The organism is endosymbiont of Bathymodiolus septemdierum str. Myojin knoll, assembly GCF_001547755.1.
Lineage (GTDB): Bacteria > Pseudomonadota > Gammaproteobacteria > PS1 > Pseudothioglobaceae > Thiodubiliella.
In genome coordinates this window covers 1060578-1077037 of the sequence record NZ_AP013042.1, presented here as the reverse complement: position 1 = coordinate 1077037, position 16460 = coordinate 1060578, and the positions used below count along the sequence as shown (strand labels likewise).

Here is a 16460-nt window from a genome sequence, read left to right as displayed (position 1 = left end):
GAGGGAGGGGTCTATAACGAGCCACCACCGACTAAGGCGACTGCCGAAAGTATATCAGACCAGAGAGAGGGAGGGGTCTATAACTAGCCAGAATGTCTTTGCACATATTTATTTAGTATATCAGACCAGAGAGAGGGAGGGGTCTATAACTGACTGCCGTTGCTTTTTTTTATAATTTAGGTAAAAAATTATGAATCATGCAAAGGCCTTTCATTATGAATAAATTCTATTGCTTTGGTGATATCTGGCATTTCTAGAGTTAGGGCATTGGGCTCATTGCGGAGCCAAGTGCTTTGGCGTTTGCAGAGTTGCCTAGTGGCAATGATGGATTTTTCTATCATGGTTGCTTTGTCGATTTCATTGTTGAGGTATTGCCACGCTTGGCGGTAGCCAACGCAACGGATAGAGGGAAGGTCTTCATGGAGGGCAGGGTTTTGTTTTAAGGTTTTGACTTCGGCAAGGAAATCGTTGTCTATCATTGAGAGGAATCGTTGTTCAATACGAGCGTGGAGTTCGGGGCGGGGCGGCATTAGGATGATTTTTTTGACGGGGTAGGTGAGTCCTAATTGTTTGTTGCCTTGGAGTTCGGTGAGGGTTTTGCCACTGATGTCAAAGACTTCTAGGGCGCGGGTGATGCGTTGGGCATCATTGGGGTGGATGCGTTTTGCGGCAGTTGGGTCGATTGTTGCCAAATCTTGATGTAAAGTGGATGCGCCTTTCTCGCATAGTAGTTGGGTGAATTTCTCTCGGGATTCTGGGGTAGATTCGGGTAGGTCGGATAGACCATGTTCTAGAGCATTGAAGTAGAATGCTGTGCCACCGACTAAGATTGGGGTTTCGTTGTTGTTGAAGGCGATTTGTATTTGTGTTTTGGCGTCTTGGACAAAATCAAAGGCAGAGTAGGAATCTTCGGGGTTACAAATGTTGATTAATTGATGGGGGTATTGTCGTAAGGTTTCGGCGTTGGGCTTAGCAGTACCAATGTCCATACCCTTGTAAATCAGCGCAGAGTCAACACTGATAAGGCGTACGGGGAATTGTTTGGATAATTCAATAGCAAAATCGGTTTTTCCTGAGGCAGTAGGTCCCATTAAAAAGACCGCAGTATTGGGTTGTATTGACATTTAATTAGTAAGATTAATAGGGCGCAACCTACATTATAATATCAACACGAAATTAGTTAGGGTAAATAATGTTTACAATTGAAAATCAAGCGACGGGTAAAGTTTTTAGAACCGAGGGTAATGGTCCGATTTTGGATGATGCGTTAATTCACGGTCTGAACTTTCCATACGGCTGTCAAAAAGGCTTTTGTGGCAAGTGTAAGGCGACGATTATTGAGGGTGAAGTGGGTTATGATACTGATGTGCCGAATGGCATCACGCCTGAGGAAGTAGCGGATGGGATGGCTTTGTTGTGCCAATGTCATGCGAAATCAGATGTGTCGCTGGTGGTGGAAGAACTGGACAGTTTGGCAGATATTAAAGTAAAAATTTTGCCTTGTAAGGTTGAAAGTATTACACATTTAAATCACGATGTGGCACAAATATTTTTGAAAATACCAGGGGCAGAGTCGCTACAGTATTTTGCAGGGCAATATATTGATTTAATTCATCCTGATTTTGAGCCTAGGGCTTTTTCTATTGCCAATGCGCCAAAGAATTCAAACTTGATTGAGTTGCATGTGCGCTTGGTTGATGGTGGTAAATTCACGCATTTCATATTTAATGAAATGAAAGAAAAATCTTTGTTAAAGCTCGAAGGTCCAAAGGGCGATTTCTTTTTTAGAGAAGACAGTAAAAAACCAGTAATTTTGCTGGCAGGTGGGACGGGTTTTGCACCGATTAAATCTATTGTTGAACACGCTATTGCAACGAATTTAAGTCGACAAATTTATGTTTATTGGGGTGCGCGTGAGGCGTGCGATTTGTACATGGACTTGCCACAGCAGTGGGCAAATACACATGATAATATTCATTTTGTACCTGTATTGTCGGAGGCTGATGAGGCGTGGCAGGGAAAAACGGGTTATGTGCATGACAGTGTGTTAGCGGATTTTGAAGATTTGACGGGCTATGAGGTGTATGCTTGTGGTCCACCAGCAATGGTGAAATCTGCGGCAAATACTTTCGTAGCACAGGGGATGATTAAGGATAATTTCTTTTCTGATGCTTTTGTTTTTGCCTATACTAAGGAAAAATAACAATGGACATGCAACAACATTTGACCGAACAATTGACTACGGCATTGAGCCCTGCGCATTTGCAAGTGCTGAACGAATCAAAAAATCATTCAGGTCCTGCGACGCAGTCACATTTTAAATTGATTGTGGTGAGTGATGAATTTACAGGTTTGAAATTGATTGATAGGCATCGTTTCATCAATCAATTGTTTAAAGAGGAATTAACGCATATTCACGCATTGGCTATGCATACTTACACACCTAGCGAATGGAAGATGAAACAGGGCGCACCCGCTTCTCCGCAGTGTGCAGGGGGGTCAAAATCTTAAGAATCCTATTACTCCTGTCTTTTGTATTGTTGAGTGCTTGCTCAACTCAAGAAACCACCAGCGATAAACATTTTGTAAATTTTACAGTCGCTGAAAAACCCGTAAAACTCATCTCTTCAAAAATAGAGGGGGAGGATTTATGGCGTTATATCTCTCGTGGGAGTACGCTCAAAGCACGCAGTCAAAGAGATTTATATTGGCATATTAAATGGTTTAAGGAAAATCCTGATTACTTGACTCGAGTGACTAAGCGCGCTGGACCGTATTTGCATCTTGTTATTCAAGAAGTGAAAAAAGCAGGCTTGCCGATTGAGTTAGCCTTGTTGCCAATTGTTGAATCTGCTTATTACCCGTTTTCTTATTCACATGGCACCGCATCGGGTTTGTGGCAGTTTATTCCAGATACAGGTAGATTGTATGGACTTAAACAAAATTATTGGATGGATGAACGACGCAGTGTGATTCGCTCAACGCGTGCAGCAGTTGCTTATTTGAAAAATTTGCACACCTTATTTAAAGGCGATTGGTTGCTAGCAATTGCCAGCTACAACTCTGGGCCAGGTAGAGTGCAAAAAGCAGTTAAAAAGAATAAAGCCAAAGGTAGAAAAGCGGATTTTTGGAACATTTCTTTGCCTGCGGAAACGCGAGGCTATGTGCCGAGATTATTGGCAGTGGCGGAACTAATTAAGCACCCAGAGAAATACGGGCAAACCATTACCCCAATCTCAAATATGCCAAAGCTTGAATCGGTGTTCGTTTATTCACAGTTAGATTTATCTTTAATTTCTGAATGGACGGGGTTAAGTTTAGATGAGATTTATACACTTAATCCTGATTTAAATCGTTGGGCAACGCCAGATACGACGCGTTATGAGTTATTATTGCCAATTGATAAAGTAGCGCGTTTTAAAAAAGCACGAGCGAGTTATCCAAAGCAAAAACAGTTGCGTTACAAGCGCTATACAATTAAATCGGGCGACAGTTTAAATAGTTTGGCAAAGAGATTTAATTCATCGGTGAGTTACATTAAGAGTATTAATAATATCAAAGGCACTCGTATTAAACTTGGACAAAAAATCATTATTACAATTCCAAAAAAAGCCAAAGATTATTATTCACTGTCTATAGAGCAACGCAAAAAACAGCGATTTAACAGCCGAAAATACGGAAAAAAAATTACCCATATCGTCGCCAAAGGGGAAATTTTGTGGGTGATTTCTAATCGTTATGGTGTACCTGTGGACAGTATTATTAAATGGAATTATTTGTCTAATGCAACCAAAGGCTTACAAATTGGGAAAAAGTTAGTGATTTGGCAAGTGCCAAAAACCAAGGCATCGGCTTTGAAAAATTTGACTAAGAAGGGGGTTAATGTTAAAAGAACATTAAGTTATAAAGTTAAAAGCGGTGACAATCTGTCAACCATTGCACATAAGTTTAAGGTGCGTATCTCACAGTTGCGTCAGTGGAATAATTTAGCTAAAAATAAACCGCTTAAAATAGGAAAAAAATTAAAAATTATCAAATCCATTGTTGAATAAGGAGTGCCATGAATCAATTACCTGTTAATAAAGTTTTTATCGCTGGCTTTGCTTTTGCAATGACACATTGGAAGAAAATATTGGAAATTTCTCTTGTTCCTTTGGTTATTTCTTTACCGTTATTGATGATGTTGCCAGAATTGTTAATGGTCGCTAAGCAGGTATTTTTAGCCATAGAGCAGACAGCACCTGATACGCCGTTGCCTGAGATTATCTTGCCAGATAACACAGGTATTTATTTTATTTTGTTCTTATATGGCAATATTTCTTTATCTATTGACATGTATCGATTGGTTATTTTGGGCAGGCAATCTGTTGGTATTACGCCAGTTTTTGACCTTGGTAAGATTGCTCGATTTTTTGGTTTGACATTATTAGTAGGGATGGTAACGATAGTGCCATTGGTACTCACTAATCTTTTGATATTGCAATTTATCATCTCTTTTCTGATGGTGCCAATTACCCTTAATTTTGTTAATATTGCCATTGGGAAACCTTCTAGATATCGCTGGGGATTGTCATTCCCGACACATATGAATTTGTTTTTTTTGCAAGTGATTGTGCCGATGTTAGTGGTGCTATTATTAACTTCTTTAGCGAAACTTATCGGTTTTGGCGTGGGCGCAGAATGGGTGGCAAGAGTGTTAGTTTTTTACTGGAGTGCGATTACCCTTGCCTTGTGTTACCAACTACTTACAACTTCAGGGAAAACCCCTTAGGGTAACGCATATCAAACGAGGCTCGATTAAGTTTGACTTTAGGAGTTGTTTTTTTGAGTTCTTTATAGGCTTTTAAAAATCTTTCTAATCGCTGTTGTTTTTGTTGATAGCCCAAAATCACTTTAATATTCGGCTTAAATATAAGCGTGTCAATCTGTGTTTTTGAGAAAGCGTGAATTCGCATTTCTCCAGAGGATTTTTGGTAGTTTTGATAATCTTGATATAGTTGAGTAATGACGGCTTGCTCTGCTTTGGAGTGTGCCAATACAGCATTAGATTTAACGGTTTTCCTAGGCATAAACAAGGTGCCGTTAGTAGAGATATATCCCAAACAGCCAGGCACACTTTTTTGCTTGCAATTTATGTTTTCCCACCGCATTGCAATTTTATGAGTTTTGATACTGACTTGAATACTGTTGAAAAATAAACGCTTAATATTTGCCGTGGCAATCCAAGGTTCATTTTCTAGCACTTGTTTAATTTCAATCAAATTTAATAACAAATACTTGTTTTTAATTAAAGGCTGTACCTTACTTTCAAGGTGAGATTGGGCAACTAATAAGTTATTGTCAATTTGCCATGTAATTTTGGTCTGTAGAAAATCCATCTCCTTAATTTTTACCACGCCCCAAATAGTAAATCCCAAGATAATAAGAATGGATAGAATTTTGGCAATCGGCATCAGGCGTTGTGCCGTGGTTTTTTTGTGTGCGTTATAGCGCCTATTTTGTTTTTTAATCATTAAGAATTTCCATAACTAATTCATCAAAACTCATTCCCCTTGCTTTGACTGCCATCGGTACCAATGAGTGAGAAGTCATACCAGGTACGGTATTGATTTCTAATAAATAGGGTAGGTTTTCTTTGTCTAAAATAAAATCAACTCGCCCCCAAGTTTCTGCTCCCATGAGGGTAAATGCCCGCATGGCAATTTCTTTGAGTAATTGTTCATTATCATCTGAGAGTCCGCAGGGGCATAAATATTGCGTGTCATTTGCAAGGTATTTAGATGCATAATCGTAAAAACCTTGATTGGTTTTGATTTGAATAACAGGTAAGGCTTCACCTTTGAGAATGGATACTGTGTATTCGCTACCCTCAACCCATTGTTCAATCAAGGCAATTTCATCGTATTCCCAGGCTAATTCTAAGGCTTTGTTGAGCCCTTCAATGGTTTTTACTTTGCTAATACCGACACTTGATCCCTCAAGAATTGGCTTAACTGCCCAAGGTAATGGGAAGTCAATATCCGGTATTTTCTGCCCCACTTTTGATAAAACAGAGGGCGAAAGTGGTAAGTTATGTTGCCGCCAAATATTTTTAGTGGTGGCTTTATTCATGCATTGCTCAGAGGTTGTCGCACCTGAACCTGTATATTTAATATTACGCTGTTCTAACTGCTGCTGAATGTAGCCATCTTCACCACCACGACCATGCAAGACAATGAAAGCTTTGTCAAAATTTTGTACCCAAAGCGTGTCAAGATTATTGCCGTGCCAATCAAATTTAAAACAATCGACACCCTGATTTTTCAAAGCATTATAAACCGCCTCACCGCTGTTTAAGGAGACTTCTCGTTCAGCGGAGTTACCACCCATTAGTACCGCAATCATATAATCACCACCTCAGTTTCTAAGTCAATCTCACAGTTAGATTTTACGGTTTGTTGAATGTGTTGAATGAGATTTTCAATGTCATTTGTTGTGGCATTGTTCTGATTAATGATGAAATTAGCGTGTTTCTTAGAAACACAAGCACCACCGATACAAAACCCTTTTAAACCACTGTCTTCAATGAGTTTGGCAGCGTGATTATTTGGCGGATTTTTGAAGACTGAGCCACAATTGGGTAGCCCGATGGGCTGAGATTCATTGCGTTTTTTTAATAGGACTTTGATGTTGTCTTGCTTTTCGGTCTGTGAAGTTTTTAAATTCGCACCAATAAAAATCTCGTCTTTTTGATGTGGTATTACAGACCTATAAGCAATATCATATTCAGATTTATCACGCATGAACACCTTGCCTGAATGATTGATCGTGTTAACAGACTCAACAAAAGACCAAATATCAGCACCAAAGGCACCTGCATTCATCGCTAAGGCGCCACCAACACTACCTGGAATGGCACTTAGAAACTCTACACCGTTTAACTGTTGAGATTCGCAAAAACGAGAAAGTTTTGCCAGTGTTACCCCTGCACCTGCATGGATTAACCCATCTTTAAAAGTGAGTTGATTAAGGTGTGTGAGTTTGATTGCGGTACCATTAAAGCCACAATCTCTCACTAATAAATTACTGCCTAATCCCAGTATTAAAATCGGTTGTTGATTGTTTTTTAGAAAATCAGACAGTTCATTTATTGTATCGGGTACAAAGAAATCTTTAACCTTGCCACCTGCTCTGAGTGAGCAATGTTTGTGCATTGATTCATTCCGCAATCTCATTTTTTAGTCAGTAAAGAAACTAAAGAATGGATATTGCCCGCGCCAAGTGTCAGTATTACATCGTTATCTTGTACGATATTTGGCAGTACTTTAAGGGCTTCATTTACATCTTTTACGACAATAGGGCTGACTGTCGAGCGTTGGCGAATGCTGTTTGCCAATGTACTGGAGCTAATATTGGCAATCGGTTGCTCGTTGGCAGCGTAAACATCCAGCAAAATAAGGGCATCAACTTTAGATAGAGCGTGGCAAAAATCATCGAATAAATCGCGTGTCCTGGTGTAGCGATGCGGTTGGAAAATAACCATTAAGCGTCTATTTTTATAAGTATCTCTTAGACTTTCAAGTACCGCCTTAATCTCGTTTGGATGGTGTCCATAATCATCAAATAACAGCGTTTTTTTGTTGTCAATATTGAGTATGCCGTGGAAATCAAGGCGACGAGCAACGCCAGAAAAACTTTTTAAAGCATTTTGGATTAAGTGGGTATCAATATCCAATTCACAAGCAACACCAATAGCGGCTAAAGTGTTGAGGACATTGTGTTTGCCGATGCCATTCAGCTCTACTTTGAAAGGTTCAATATTTTTGTGACAATGGCATCTGACTTCAAAATGCATTTTCCGACCGATTTGACTGATGTCAATGGCTTGAATGTCAACATTGTCGCTAAAACCGTAAGTGACGGTAGGGCGGCTGATTTTTTCAAGTATGCTTTGTACGCCAATATCATCGCCACAAACCACGCATGCGCCGTAAAAAGGCAGGTTGGAAGTAAAACTAATAAAAGCATCTTTGAGTTTATTGTAGTCATTGTCATAGGTACTCATATGGTCTTGATCAATATTGGTAATGACGCTCAACATTGGTTGCAATAATAAAAAAGACGCATCAGACTCATCGGCTTCAGCGACTAAATAATCACTTTCTCCGAGTTTTGCATTGATACCACTTGAATTTAAAATACCGCCAATAATATAAGTCGGGTCTAATTTTGCTGTGTTCAAAATATGCGTAATCAAACTAGTCGTTGTGGTTTTTCCATGTGTACCTGCAACAGCAATGCCGAAACGAAAGCGCATAATTTCCGCTAACATTTCTGCCCTTGGCATAACGGCAATGTTATTTTTTCGCGCCTTAATTAATTCTGGATTTTCACTATTAATTGCACTAGAAATGACAACCGCATCAACATTTTGGACATTGTCCTGATGATGTTGGTGAAAAATTTTACAGCCCAACGCTTGCAGGCGCTGGGTAATTGGACTTTGAATTAAATCAGAGCCTGAAATTTGATAATCGAGGTTGTGCAGAACTTCGGCAATGCCACTCATTCCCGACCCACCGATACCAATAAAGTGAATTTTTTTAATTCTGGAGGTGAATGCAGGGCGTAAATTATTCATTAGAAACCGTGATAATAGTAAATACTTGAATACCCTCGCCTCTGCCGAAAGCGGTTAAGCCTTCACCTGTGGTGGCAGTAAGCCCAACATCTGTGATTTTAATGTTGGTTAAATTGGCAATATTGGATTTGATTGCATCTATGTTTGGAAAAATCTTCGGCACTAAGCATTCCATAGTGATGGCAATATGATCAATGTGCCAATCACCCAAATCCACCAAGGCGAGTTTTAAATATTCTGCACTGTCAGTCACACCTTGTTTGCAAAGCTTATCAGCTTCGGCGCCAAGGATATTTTTTCCCGTTATGGAGGAAATAGCATTGGTCAGAGAATGCAAAATCACATCGGCATCACTGTTACCTTTTAAGCCTTGAGGGTGGTCAAAAGTCACGCCACCTAAAACCAGGGGCTTGCCGTTAATAAATGCGTGAGAGTCTTGTCCAATGCCTGTTTTTATCATATTTATGTAAAGGTCTCTTTTAAATAGAAGTTTGCCAAATCTAAATCTTCCGCTGTGGTTATTTTTAAGTTGCTTTTACTTGCTGGCACTAGTACTGATTTCAAGCCTAAATGTTCAATACTACTGGCTTCATCAGTGATGTTCAACGCATTTTCTATTACATTGGTCAATGCCTTGAATAATACACCAAAACGATACATTTGGGGTGTTTGTGCTTGCCAAAGGTTCAATCTATCGATGGTTTTTTCAACGATATTATTCTCTGATTTTTTAATAGTATCTACCACTCGTACAGCTAACAAGCCACCAACCGAATTATTTTTTAATGTTGCCATTAGATTACTCACTTCACTGGCTTTAACACATGGTCTGGCTGCATCGTGTACCAATACCCAATCATCGTCTTTGGCAAAAGGGCGTAGGGCGTTGAGTGCTGACATCACAGAATGAAAACGCTCTTTACCACCGACAGCAGTCGTGAGCAGTTTGTCGTGGTTGGCAAATAGCGAGTTTTTAAATTTGGTATCATCCTTAGAGATTGCAACCACACAGGCTTTAATATTCTCAATAGCCAATAAGGTTTTGAGGGTTTGGTCAAGTACGGTTAAGCCGTTGTTCAATGTTAGGTATTGCTTTGGCAGGTCGGCATTCATACGCGTGCCGATGCCACTCGCAGGGACAATGAGAAAATATTGGTCTATTGTATTCATCATTACTCGTTCACTCGGTAATAACGCTCGTTTTTTTTAATGAAGCCAAAACGATATCGCGATTGAGACTCTAAAATTTCTCCATCGGTCGCATAAAGCGCTTGTAATTTAAGCGTAATTGCTTTATTCTGTTGCTTTATTCTGTTGTTATGCTGTATATTTTTGTCAATAATCGCTTGTCTTTCATACAATGAAAATGGAAAATTATTGATAAATAGGTTTTGACGAATGAGTGTTATCAATACAATTATTAATGCAAAAGTTACAAAATAGTGAGAGAAATTTTTAAGTAAATAACTCATTGGTTTTGCAATAATTGCGTTTTTGAAAATTTATCATGTAGGCTAAGGTTGTCCCTATCAAATAATTGGTAAATAAAGCCTAATCCAGCGGCAGAAAAGGACAGGATTGACAAGAAAAAACGGACAAAGGCTTGTTTGTGGGTGATAGGGTCACCATTATATTGCACAATGTGGAATTTCCAAGCTTTCATACCTAAGGTTTGCCCACCGATTGCCCACGACCAGGCGAAATAAAAATAAGTGGTGGCTAAAGTGACAAAAAACATCCAAGATCCTGTTTGCGCTTGTTTTTCAAAAAAAGCAATCAGGATAATGCCAACAATAAAAAATGCCAGTGAAAAGGCTAAAAATACATCATAGGTTGCTGCACCTAATCGACGCAATAAAGAAACATTTGATTTCATATATTACTTTCCCATTAATAAATTTGGATTAACCACAGTGCGATTGAGGTACACCCCCCAATGTAAATGCGGACCCGTTGCCCGACCTGTTTGCCCAATCGTGCCAATAATATCACCCTTTTTAACCATTTGACCCTGTTTGGCAATGCGTTTATTCATATGGATATAAACGCTGATTAACCCTTGTCCGTGGTCCAAGAAAATCGCATTACCATTAAAGAAATATTTGCCCGCTAAAATTACTTTTCCATTTGCAGGGGCCTTGATAGGTGTGCCTGTATCACCTGCGTAATCTACTCCAGTATGTGGGTTGCGAGGTTGTCCGTTGTAAATGCGTTTGATGCCAAAAGGACTGGTAGTGATGCCGGGAACTGGGCGTAAAAATAAGCCGTTGGATAAAATTTTATCCGAATGGAAAATCCGAGCTTTGCCTAAAATTGCGCGTTCTTTAATAATACGATTCATGTGCTTAGCGTTAGGATTAACGAATTTTTTCTTTTTACCTTTTAATGTAATTTTTTGTTTGGCAGGGCGCTTGTTGGCTTGCTTGATTTTAATATCGACACTTAAAGTGCGCGTGGAGAAATCCCGAATGGTGATTGATTTTTTGCCTGCTTTTTCCATTGACGGAATGCCTAATAACGCCTGCCAATGGTTACCTTTAATATGTTGGGTATAAAGTGGAACGGTGTGATAAAACGCCTTTGGATTGCTGTGATTACTCTCAAAATCAAACACCGCAATGCCGCCAGGGTAAGGCGTGTGTTTAATGGGAATACTTGCCAATACCACATTGGAAAGTAAGAGCAATAAAAGACTAATCTTGTTCAATTTTATCCACCTTAGAGTAAAGCTTGCCATCGGTTAATTTTGTGATAATCGTATCGCCTATTTTAACCTTAGTCGTCGATTGTAGTAGTTGATTGTCGCCCGACATAGAAATACTATAGCCACGAGTTAGAATTTTTAATGGCGAGAGATGGTTTAGCCCAACACTGTGTTTACCCAGTTGGTATTTTTGTTGTTCAATCAAGCTATCCATCGATTTTTTAAGTTGTTGATTAAGGGCTGTAACATTCAATCGCTGTTGTGCAATTTGTCGTTGCATGGTGTTATTTAATTGTGCTTTTGCCCGTTGGTTGAGTTCTTTTTTGTGACGAATGCTTACCATAGGTGAATATTGCTTAAGCTGTTCTGATAAGGTATTTAACTGACTTTGTTTTAAGGTAAAGGTAGCTTTAAAATGCGAATTTAAGCGCTTATTTAATTCATCCAGTCTCTGTGAAAACATATTTAATTGTCGACCAAAGCCCACCGTGTTTAACCCTAATTTTTCAAGGTGTTGTTGGCAGTCATTTAAATTTTTCTGTGTGCATCGCAATAAATGCGAATGCAATTTGTCTAATTTGGCTAACAGTTCCAATCTATCGGGTGTCGCCATCATTGCCGCTGCACTAGGTGTTGGTGCTCGCATATCTGCAACAAAATCAGAAATTGTGGTGTCTGTTTCGTGTCCAATGGCACTAATGATTGGCGTGTTGCTTGCAAATACAGCCCTTGCCAATACTTCTTCATTAAATGCCCATAAGTCTTCTAATGAGCCTCCGCCTCGCGCTAAAATTAAAATATCACAATGGTTTGATTTATCTGCAGCGTAAATTGCTTGTGATAATTTTTCTGCTGAACCCTCACCTTGTACTACGCAATCAAACAACAAAACTTCGGCAAAAGGGTAGCGTTTGTTTAACACCTTAATAATGTCCCGGATAACTGCACCATTTGATGAAGAAATAACACCAATGGCTTTGATTTCCTTTGGCAGGGGTTTTTTATGCTGAATATCAAACAAGCCTTCTTTTTGCAATTTGGCTTTAAGTTGCTCAAAGGCTGCCTGTAAGTTACCTGCGCCCATCGGCTCAATTTGGCGGGCAATCAATTGGAAATCACCGCGTTGTTCGTATAATGTCGGTATTGCCTGAATTAATACTTCCATTCCATTTTCTGGCACAAATTTCATTGCGCGTTGATTCATGCGAAACATCGCACATCGCACTTGCCCACGCTCATCTTTAAGGGAAAAATACCAATGCCCTGAAGCAGGGCGAGAGAAATTAGAAATCTCACCCTTTAGCCAGCAAGTCGGTATGTTGTTTTCAATGGTAGACTTGGTTAACGCCAAAAAATCTGAAACTGAATAAATTTCATCTGCACTAAAACCATAGTCTGTTGCGTGATTCACTTGCATATTATGAGACCACTGCATTGACCCAGTGCGACTTAGGGAATATGGAAAATAGCACATTTTTTATCCAAAAATGAGGAGAATAGCCAGTTATTTGACGAGTTTTTGGGTGAAAAAGGTGTTGTTTTATATGTTTCATAAGTTGTGATGGGTTAATGTAGTGATCTCATTATTGTTTAAGTAGGGCAAAAGTTGCGCCCGTTCCACCGTTATTTTGTGGGCAAGAGTGAAATGCTAATACTTGTGGATGTTGTTTAAGGAAATTCACCACTTGGGTTTTTAAAATGCTCATTCCATTTTTAGATCGATAACCCTTGCCGTGAATGATACGCACGAAACGCTCAAATTGATGCTGATAAATAAAGTTTGGCAAGGCTTCGCAAGCTTGCTCCACTGTATAGCCGTGCAAATCTATTTCTGAGACATTATCAATCTGCCCGCGTTTCATTGCCAATATTTGTTTTTCTGAAATGCCACTTTTGGCATAAGAAACCACTTCTTCGCCGCCAATCGTGCCATCTATCACATGACTGAATGAGAAAAAAGGTGGTTTTTTTTCGGTATGCGTAGATTGATGTGCACCAGCGTCTTTATCTATAGGTGCAATGGTATCTATATGTTCTCTAAACAGTTGACTGTCTTCTTTGTTAACTTGATTCATATATAAAAAAACCCTCGTATGAGGGTCTTATTATATAAGCATCGTTGATAATTTACAGTGCTTTAATTTGTGCGTTTAAACGAGATTTTTTCCTAGCTGCCTGACTCTTATTTATTAAACCTTTGCTAACTGCCTGGTCAATCTCTTTTTGCATTTTAGCAAAACCACCCTGTGCCTCTTCTTTGTTGCCTGCGTCTAATGCATAAGCAACTTTTTTGATGAAGGTACGAACTCTTGCACGGATTCGAGAATTGTGTTTGTTGCGTTTAACCGCTTGTCTTGCGCGTTTTTTTGAACCTGCTGAATTAGCCATATTTAGAAAAAATGTAAAATAATAGAAAGGCGTAATTATAGAGTGATATAGATTAAAAGTCCATAGTATTTACTAATTTAAGTGTCTTTTTCTTATTTAGCAATAATTGCCAAGTGCGACCGCCCTGAGATTTCCACAAGGAAACCGCACGAATGCCTGCTAGTAGTAGCGCCCTGATGTGATTGGCAGTGCGTTGATTAGACAAATACATCTCTTCACCGTTCACCATAATCGTTGGATTTAACTCACCTAAAGTGGTTTTATATAATTCTGCAAGTCGTGCTAATGAATTTGCGTGAGAAATTTCAAAGAATTCTTGTTTTTTAAGGTGTTCAATTTCACCCGATATTTTTGACAAAAATTTTTGATTTTTCATTAATTTCTTTTCCAGGTTGATTAATGCCAAAGAATAAAAAACCACATTTTGAATGCCTTTGGTTTTCTCACCAAACGCAATTTTGAGTGATTTCAAACCCGTTGCTAATTCCTTCGGCGAGGTAAATATCTGCTCAATATCGGTACTATTGGTAATAATACTTTTTAAACTGGCATTGCTGTTCTCACTGTCACAAGTGCCTGTGGAGGCAAGTTGGTCCACCAAAGTTGCAGTTTGTAATACAGAGGCAAGTGCCAGTGTTCTTTGTTCGTCTTTATTCATTGTCTGTCTTCTATAATTGCACCACCTAAACACACATCCTCGCTATAAAAAACAATGGATTGCCCTGGTGTAATTGCGCGCTGTAATTGGTCAAAATTGACTTTAATCTCGCCATTTTCAAGATGAATTGTACAGTCCTGAGAGGCTTGTCGATAGCGTATTTTTGCTGTACATTTTAAAGGAAAATTTGGTTCGTTGTCAATCCAATGTGGGTTAGATGCATTTAATGATGCGTGGTAGAGTAGGGGGTGGTCGCCTTGCACCACTAATAATTCATTGTTTTCAATGTGCTTATCCGCCACAAACCAAGCTGCACCTGAATCACCAAATCCCCCGCCAATTTCCAAGCCTTTGCGTTGTCCGATGGTATAAAAAGCCAAACCCTGATGGTGCTTGATAAATTGCCCATTTTCATCAACAATATTACCTTGTTGTTTGGGCAAATAAGTGGCTAAAAATTCTGAAAAATTGCGCTCACCAATGAAACAAATACCCGTTGAATCCTTTTTATTCGCAGTCACAAAACCATTATCTGTGGCAATCTTCCGCACTTCTTTTTTATTAATTTCTCCAAGTGGGAATAGACTTTTAGACAGTTGGTGCTGATTTAATAAATGCAAGAAATAACTTTGGTCTTTGTCATTATCCAACCCTGTTTTTAGTTGAAAAGCACCATTGATTTCTTTAATTCTCGCATAATGACCCATGGCAATTTTATCTGCCCCTAGATTTAATGCATAGTCTAAAAATGCTTTAAACTTAATGCTTTTATTGCATAAGACATCGGGATTTGGGGTGCGGCCTTTTTTATGCTCTTTGAGAAAATGTTCAAACACATCCTCCCAATAATCTGCCGAAAAATTAACCGTATGCAGTTTGATATTGAGTTTGTCTGCCACTTTCTGTGCATCTGACAAATCTTGTTTCGCCGTGCAATGTTCACCACTGTCATCCTCTTCCCAGTTTTTCATAAACAAAGCTTCCACTTCAAAACCTTGCTCTATCAACCTTAATGCAGCGACAGAAGAATCAACGCCACCTGAAAGTCCGACGATAACTTTCATTTTTCTTTGTCGTAGGCGTTAACGATGCGCTGTACAAGATTGTGACGCACCACATCTTTTGCTTCAAAATAACAAAAAGAAATCTTTTTTTCATCTTTTAAAACCTTGGCAGCGTGAATCAATCCAGATTGTTTTGGATTTGCTAAATCAATTTGGGTTACATCACCGGTAATGACCATTTTTGAGCCAAAACCCAAACGCGTTAAAAACATTTTCATTTGCGCTACTGTGGTATTTTGCGCTTCGTCCAAAATGATAAAAGCCTCATTTAGGGTTCGACCGCGCATAAAGGCAAGCGGCGCAACTTCAATGACATTTTTTTCTAGTAATTTTTCGACTTTATCGAAGCCCAGCATCTCATACAAGGCATCATAAATCGGGCGTAAATAAGGGTCCACTTTTTCCGTCATATCCCCTGGCAAAAAGCCCAATTTTTCCCCCGCTTCTACTGCAGGACGCACCAATATAATACGACGCACTTCAGAGCTTTCTAAAGCTTCTACCGCACGCGCTACCGCAAGATAAGTCTTGCCCGTGCCTGCTGGACCAATGCCAAAAGTACAATCTTTTTTCTTGATGTCTAAAACATATTGCTGTTGATTTTGACTGCGAATGTGGATAAATTTGCGTTTGGTTTTGATATTCACCACTTTGTCAGGTAAATCCGAATGCGAGTAAACTTTAATGGTCATTTCCACATCGTGAATTTCAATCATTTGGTTTTTACTTAATGCTACTAAATCTTGTAACACTCTGGCGGCTACATGTTTGTTGTCACCTTGAAGCGTAAAATCTTCGCCTTTATTATTAATGACAACATCCAAACTTTTGCTAATCGTTTCTAAGTGACGGTCAAATGAGCCACAAACGCTGGCAAGTTCCTCCGCATTACTTAATTCAAGTGTTAAATTCATTGAGATTATTTGTGTCTTGTTTATGGTTTAAAATATATTTTGTAAAATTTTACCAATATAATGGGAATGAAATGATGAATAAAAAGATATTAAGTGCGTTATTTTCTTTGTT

Annotated in this window: 20 protein-coding genes; 4 read left to right on the top strand and 16 right to left on the bottom strand. The window is 39.1% G+C overall.

The window, feature by feature from the left end; all coding sequences use genetic code 11:
* Positions 1-188: 188 nt before the first annotated feature.
* The gene (gene miaA, locus BSEPE_RS05685; RefSeq protein ID WP_066044999.1) at positions 189-1124 is read right to left on the bottom strand and encodes a tRNA (adenosine(37)-N6)-dimethylallyltransferase MiaA; all 936 of its coding nucleotides are present in this window, start codon (positions 1122-1124) and stop codon (positions 189-191) included.
* Positions 1125-1192: 68 nt separating this feature from the next.
* Here miaA and BSEPE_RS05680 point away from each other — a divergent pair, with 68 nt between their 5' ends.
* The 4 genes from BSEPE_RS05680 to BSEPE_RS05665 are packed head-to-tail and all read left to right on the top strand — an operon-like array spanning position 1193 to position 4771.
* Positions 1193-2203 (top strand): CDP-6-deoxy-delta-3,4-glucoseen reductase, encoded by a 1011-nt coding sequence (locus BSEPE_RS05680; protein ID WP_066044997.1) that lies wholly within the window; start codon positions 1193-1195, stop codon positions 2201-2203.
* 2 nt (positions 2204-2205) lie between these two features.
* Positions 2206-2511: a BolA family protein gene (locus tag BSEPE_RS05675; RefSeq protein ID WP_066044995.1), complete on the top strand. Its 306-nt coding sequence runs from the start codon at positions 2206-2208 to the stop codon at positions 2509-2511.
* Positions 2451-4052 carry a LysM peptidoglycan-binding domain-containing protein gene (locus tag BSEPE_RS05670; RefSeq protein WP_070104565.1) on the top strand — a complete coding sequence of 534 codons (1602 nt, stop codon included), beginning with the start codon at positions 2451-2453 and terminating at the stop codon, positions 4050-4052. The genes BSEPE_RS05675 and BSEPE_RS05670 overlap by 61 nt, the downstream gene beginning before the upstream one ends.
* Before the next feature lie 8 nt (positions 4053-4060).
* Complete coding sequence (locus BSEPE_RS05665; RefSeq protein ID WP_066044991.1) at positions 4061-4771, top strand: hypothetical protein; 711 nt, start codon at positions 4061-4063, stop codon at positions 4769-4771.
* Here BSEPE_RS05665 and BSEPE_RS05660 read toward each other — a convergent pair.
* The 15 genes from BSEPE_RS05660 to BSEPE_RS05590 all read right to left on the bottom strand — a co-directional run bounded on the left by BSEPE_RS05660 (position 4746) and on the right by BSEPE_RS05590 (position 16348).
* Entirely contained in the window at positions 4746-5513 is a 768-nt protein-coding gene (locus BSEPE_RS05660) for a cell division protein FtsQ/DivIB (RefSeq protein ID WP_066044989.1), read from the bottom strand. The genes BSEPE_RS05665 and BSEPE_RS05660 overlap by 26 nt on opposite strands.
* The gene (locus BSEPE_RS05655) at positions 5506-6384 is read right to left on the bottom strand and encodes a D-alanine--D-alanine ligase (protein ID WP_066044987.1); all 879 of its coding nucleotides are present in this window, start codon (positions 6382-6384) and stop codon (positions 5506-5508) included. The genes BSEPE_RS05660 and BSEPE_RS05655 overlap by 8 nt, the downstream gene beginning before the upstream one ends.
* On the bottom strand, positions 6381-7193 hold the full coding sequence (gene murB / locus BSEPE_RS05650) for a UDP-N-acetylmuramate dehydrogenase (protein WP_231893489.1): 813 nt from the start codon (positions 7191-7193) through the stop codon (positions 6381-6383). Before murB ends, BSEPE_RS05655 begins: the two co-directional genes overlap by 4 nt.
* Before the next feature lie 17 nt (positions 7194-7210).
* Positions 7211-8620: a UDP-N-acetylmuramate--L-alanine ligase gene (murC, locus tag BSEPE_RS05645; protein ID WP_066044981.1), complete on the bottom strand. Its 1410-nt coding sequence runs from the start codon at positions 8618-8620 to the stop codon at positions 7211-7213.
* Complete coding sequence (gene ispF, locus BSEPE_RS05640) at positions 8613-9080, bottom strand: 2-C-methyl-D-erythritol 2,4-cyclodiphosphate synthase (protein ID WP_066044979.1); 468 nt, start codon at positions 9078-9080, stop codon at positions 8613-8615. The genes murC and ispF overlap by 8 nt, the downstream gene beginning before the upstream one ends.
* 2 nt (positions 9081-9082) lie before the next feature.
* Positions 9083-9793, bottom strand: coding sequence for a 2-C-methyl-D-erythritol 4-phosphate cytidylyltransferase (ispD, locus tag BSEPE_RS05635; protein ID WP_408065653.1), 711 nt, complete (start codon positions 9791-9793; stop codon positions 9083-9085).
* Positions 9793-10092 carry an FtsB/FtsL family cell division protein gene (locus BSEPE_RS05630; RefSeq protein ID WP_066044975.1) on the bottom strand — a complete coding sequence of 100 codons (300 nt, stop codon included), beginning with the start codon at positions 10090-10092 and terminating at the stop codon, positions 9793-9795. The genes ispD and BSEPE_RS05630 overlap by 1 nt, the downstream gene beginning before the upstream one ends.
* On the bottom strand, positions 10089-10496 hold the full coding sequence (locus tag BSEPE_RS05625; RefSeq protein WP_066044972.1) for an RDD family protein: 408 nt from the start codon (positions 10494-10496) through the stop codon (positions 10089-10091). The genes BSEPE_RS05630 and BSEPE_RS05625 overlap by 4 nt, the downstream gene beginning before the upstream one ends.
* Positions 10497-10499: 3 nt before the next feature.
* Positions 10500-11327 (bottom strand): peptidoglycan DD-metalloendopeptidase family protein, encoded by an 828-nt coding sequence (locus tag BSEPE_RS05620; RefSeq protein ID WP_231893488.1) that lies wholly within the window; start codon positions 11325-11327, stop codon positions 10500-10502.
* The gene (gene xseA / locus BSEPE_RS05615; RefSeq protein ID WP_066044969.1) at positions 11314-12741 is read right to left on the bottom strand and encodes an exodeoxyribonuclease VII large subunit; all 1428 of its coding nucleotides are present in this window, start codon (positions 12739-12741) and stop codon (positions 11314-11316) included. The genes BSEPE_RS05620 and xseA overlap by 14 nt, the downstream gene beginning before the upstream one ends.
* Positions 12742-12907: 166 nt before the next feature.
* The gene (locus tag BSEPE_RS05610) at positions 12908-13399 is read right to left on the bottom strand and encodes a Smr/MutS family protein (protein WP_066044967.1); all 492 of its coding nucleotides are present in this window, start codon (positions 13397-13399) and stop codon (positions 12908-12910) included.
* A gap of 52 nt (positions 13400-13451) precedes the next feature.
* Positions 13452-13712: a 30S ribosomal protein S20 gene (gene rpsT, locus BSEPE_RS05605; protein ID WP_066044964.1), complete on the bottom strand. Its 261-nt coding sequence runs from the start codon at positions 13710-13712 to the stop codon at positions 13452-13454.
* Positions 13713-13764: 52 nt separating this feature from the next.
* Positions 13765-14370, bottom strand: coding sequence for a high frequency lysogenization protein HflD (gene hflD / locus BSEPE_RS05600; protein ID WP_066044962.1), 606 nt, complete (start codon positions 14368-14370; stop codon positions 13765-13767).
* A complete protein-coding gene (gene mnmA / locus BSEPE_RS05595) occupies positions 14367-15434 on the bottom strand; it encodes a tRNA 2-thiouridine(34) synthase MnmA (protein WP_066044960.1) in 1068 nt (355 codons plus the stop codon). Before mnmA ends, hflD begins: the two co-directional genes overlap by 4 nt.
* Positions 15431-16348, bottom strand: a complete 918-nt coding sequence (locus tag BSEPE_RS05590) for a PhoH family protein (protein WP_066044958.1) — start codon at positions 16346-16348, stop codon at positions 15431-15433. The genes mnmA and BSEPE_RS05590 overlap by 4 nt, the downstream gene beginning before the upstream one ends.
* Positions 16349-16460: the final 112 nt, after the last annotated feature.

Bases quoted from the DNA above. Each gene is read 5' to 3' on its own strand.
- miaA (WP_066044999.1), bottom strand. From the start codon at position 1,124: ATGTCAATACAACCCAATACTGCGGTCTTTTTAATGGGACCTACTGCC.
- BSEPE_RS05680 (WP_066044997.1), top strand. From the start codon at position 1,193: ATGTTTACAATTGAAAATCAAGCGACGGGTAAAGTTTTTAGAACCGAG.
- BSEPE_RS05675 (WP_066044995.1), top strand. From the start codon at position 2,206: ATGGACATGCAACAACATTTGACCGAACAATTGACTACGGCATTGAGC.
- BSEPE_RS05670 (WP_070104565.1), top strand. From the start codon at position 2,451: ATGGAAGATGAAACAGGGCGCACCCGCTTCTCCGCAGTGTGCAGGGGG.
- BSEPE_RS05665 (WP_066044991.1), top strand. From the start codon at position 4,061: ATGAATCAATTACCTGTTAATAAAGTTTTTATCGCTGGCTTTGCTTTT.
- BSEPE_RS05660 (WP_066044989.1), bottom strand. From the start codon at position 5,513: ATGATTAAAAAACAAAATAGGCGCTATAACGCACACAAAAAAACCACG.
- BSEPE_RS05655 (WP_066044987.1), bottom strand. From the start codon at position 6,384: ATGATTGCGGTACTAATGGGTGGTAACTCCGCTGAACGAGAAGTCTCC.
- murB (WP_231893489.1), bottom strand. From the start codon at position 7,193: ATGCACAAACATTGCTCACTCAGAGCAGGTGGCAAGGTTAAAGATTTC.
- murC (WP_066044981.1), bottom strand. From the start codon at position 8,620: ATGAATAATTTACGCCCTGCATTCACCTCCAGAATTAAAAAAATTCAC.
- ispF (WP_066044979.1), bottom strand. From the start codon at position 9,080: ATGATAAAAACAGGCATTGGACAAGACTCTCACGCATTTATTAACGGC.
- ispD (WP_408065653.1), bottom strand. From the start codon at position 9,793: ATGATGAATACAATAGACCAATATTTTCTCATTGTCCCTGCGAGTGGC.
- BSEPE_RS05630 (WP_066044975.1), bottom strand. From the start codon at position 10,092: ATGAGTTATTTACTTAAAAATTTCTCTCACTATTTTGTAACTTTTGCA.
- BSEPE_RS05625 (WP_066044972.1), bottom strand. From the start codon at position 10,496: ATGAAATCAAATGTTTCTTTATTGCGTCGATTAGGTGCAGCAACCTAT.
- xseA (WP_066044969.1), bottom strand. From the start codon at position 12,741: ATGCAAGTGAATCACGCAACAGACTATGGTTTTAGTGCAGATGAAATT.
- BSEPE_RS05610 (WP_066044967.1), bottom strand. From the start codon at position 13,399: ATGAATCAAGTTAACAAAGAAGACAGTCAACTGTTTAGAGAACATATA.
- rpsT (WP_066044964.1), bottom strand. From the start codon at position 13,712: ATGGCTAATTCAGCAGGTTCAAAAAAACGCGCAAGACAAGCGGTTAAA.
- hflD (WP_066044962.1), bottom strand. From the start codon at position 14,370: ATGAATAAAGACGAACAAAGAACACTGGCACTTGCCTCTGTATTACAA.
- mnmA (WP_066044960.1), bottom strand. From the start codon at position 15,434: ATGAAAGTTATCGTCGGACTTTCAGGTGGCGTTGATTCTTCTGTCGCT.
- BSEPE_RS05590 (WP_066044958.1), bottom strand. From the start codon at position 16,348: ATGAATTTAACACTTGAATTAAGTAATGCGGAGGAACTTGCCAGCGTT.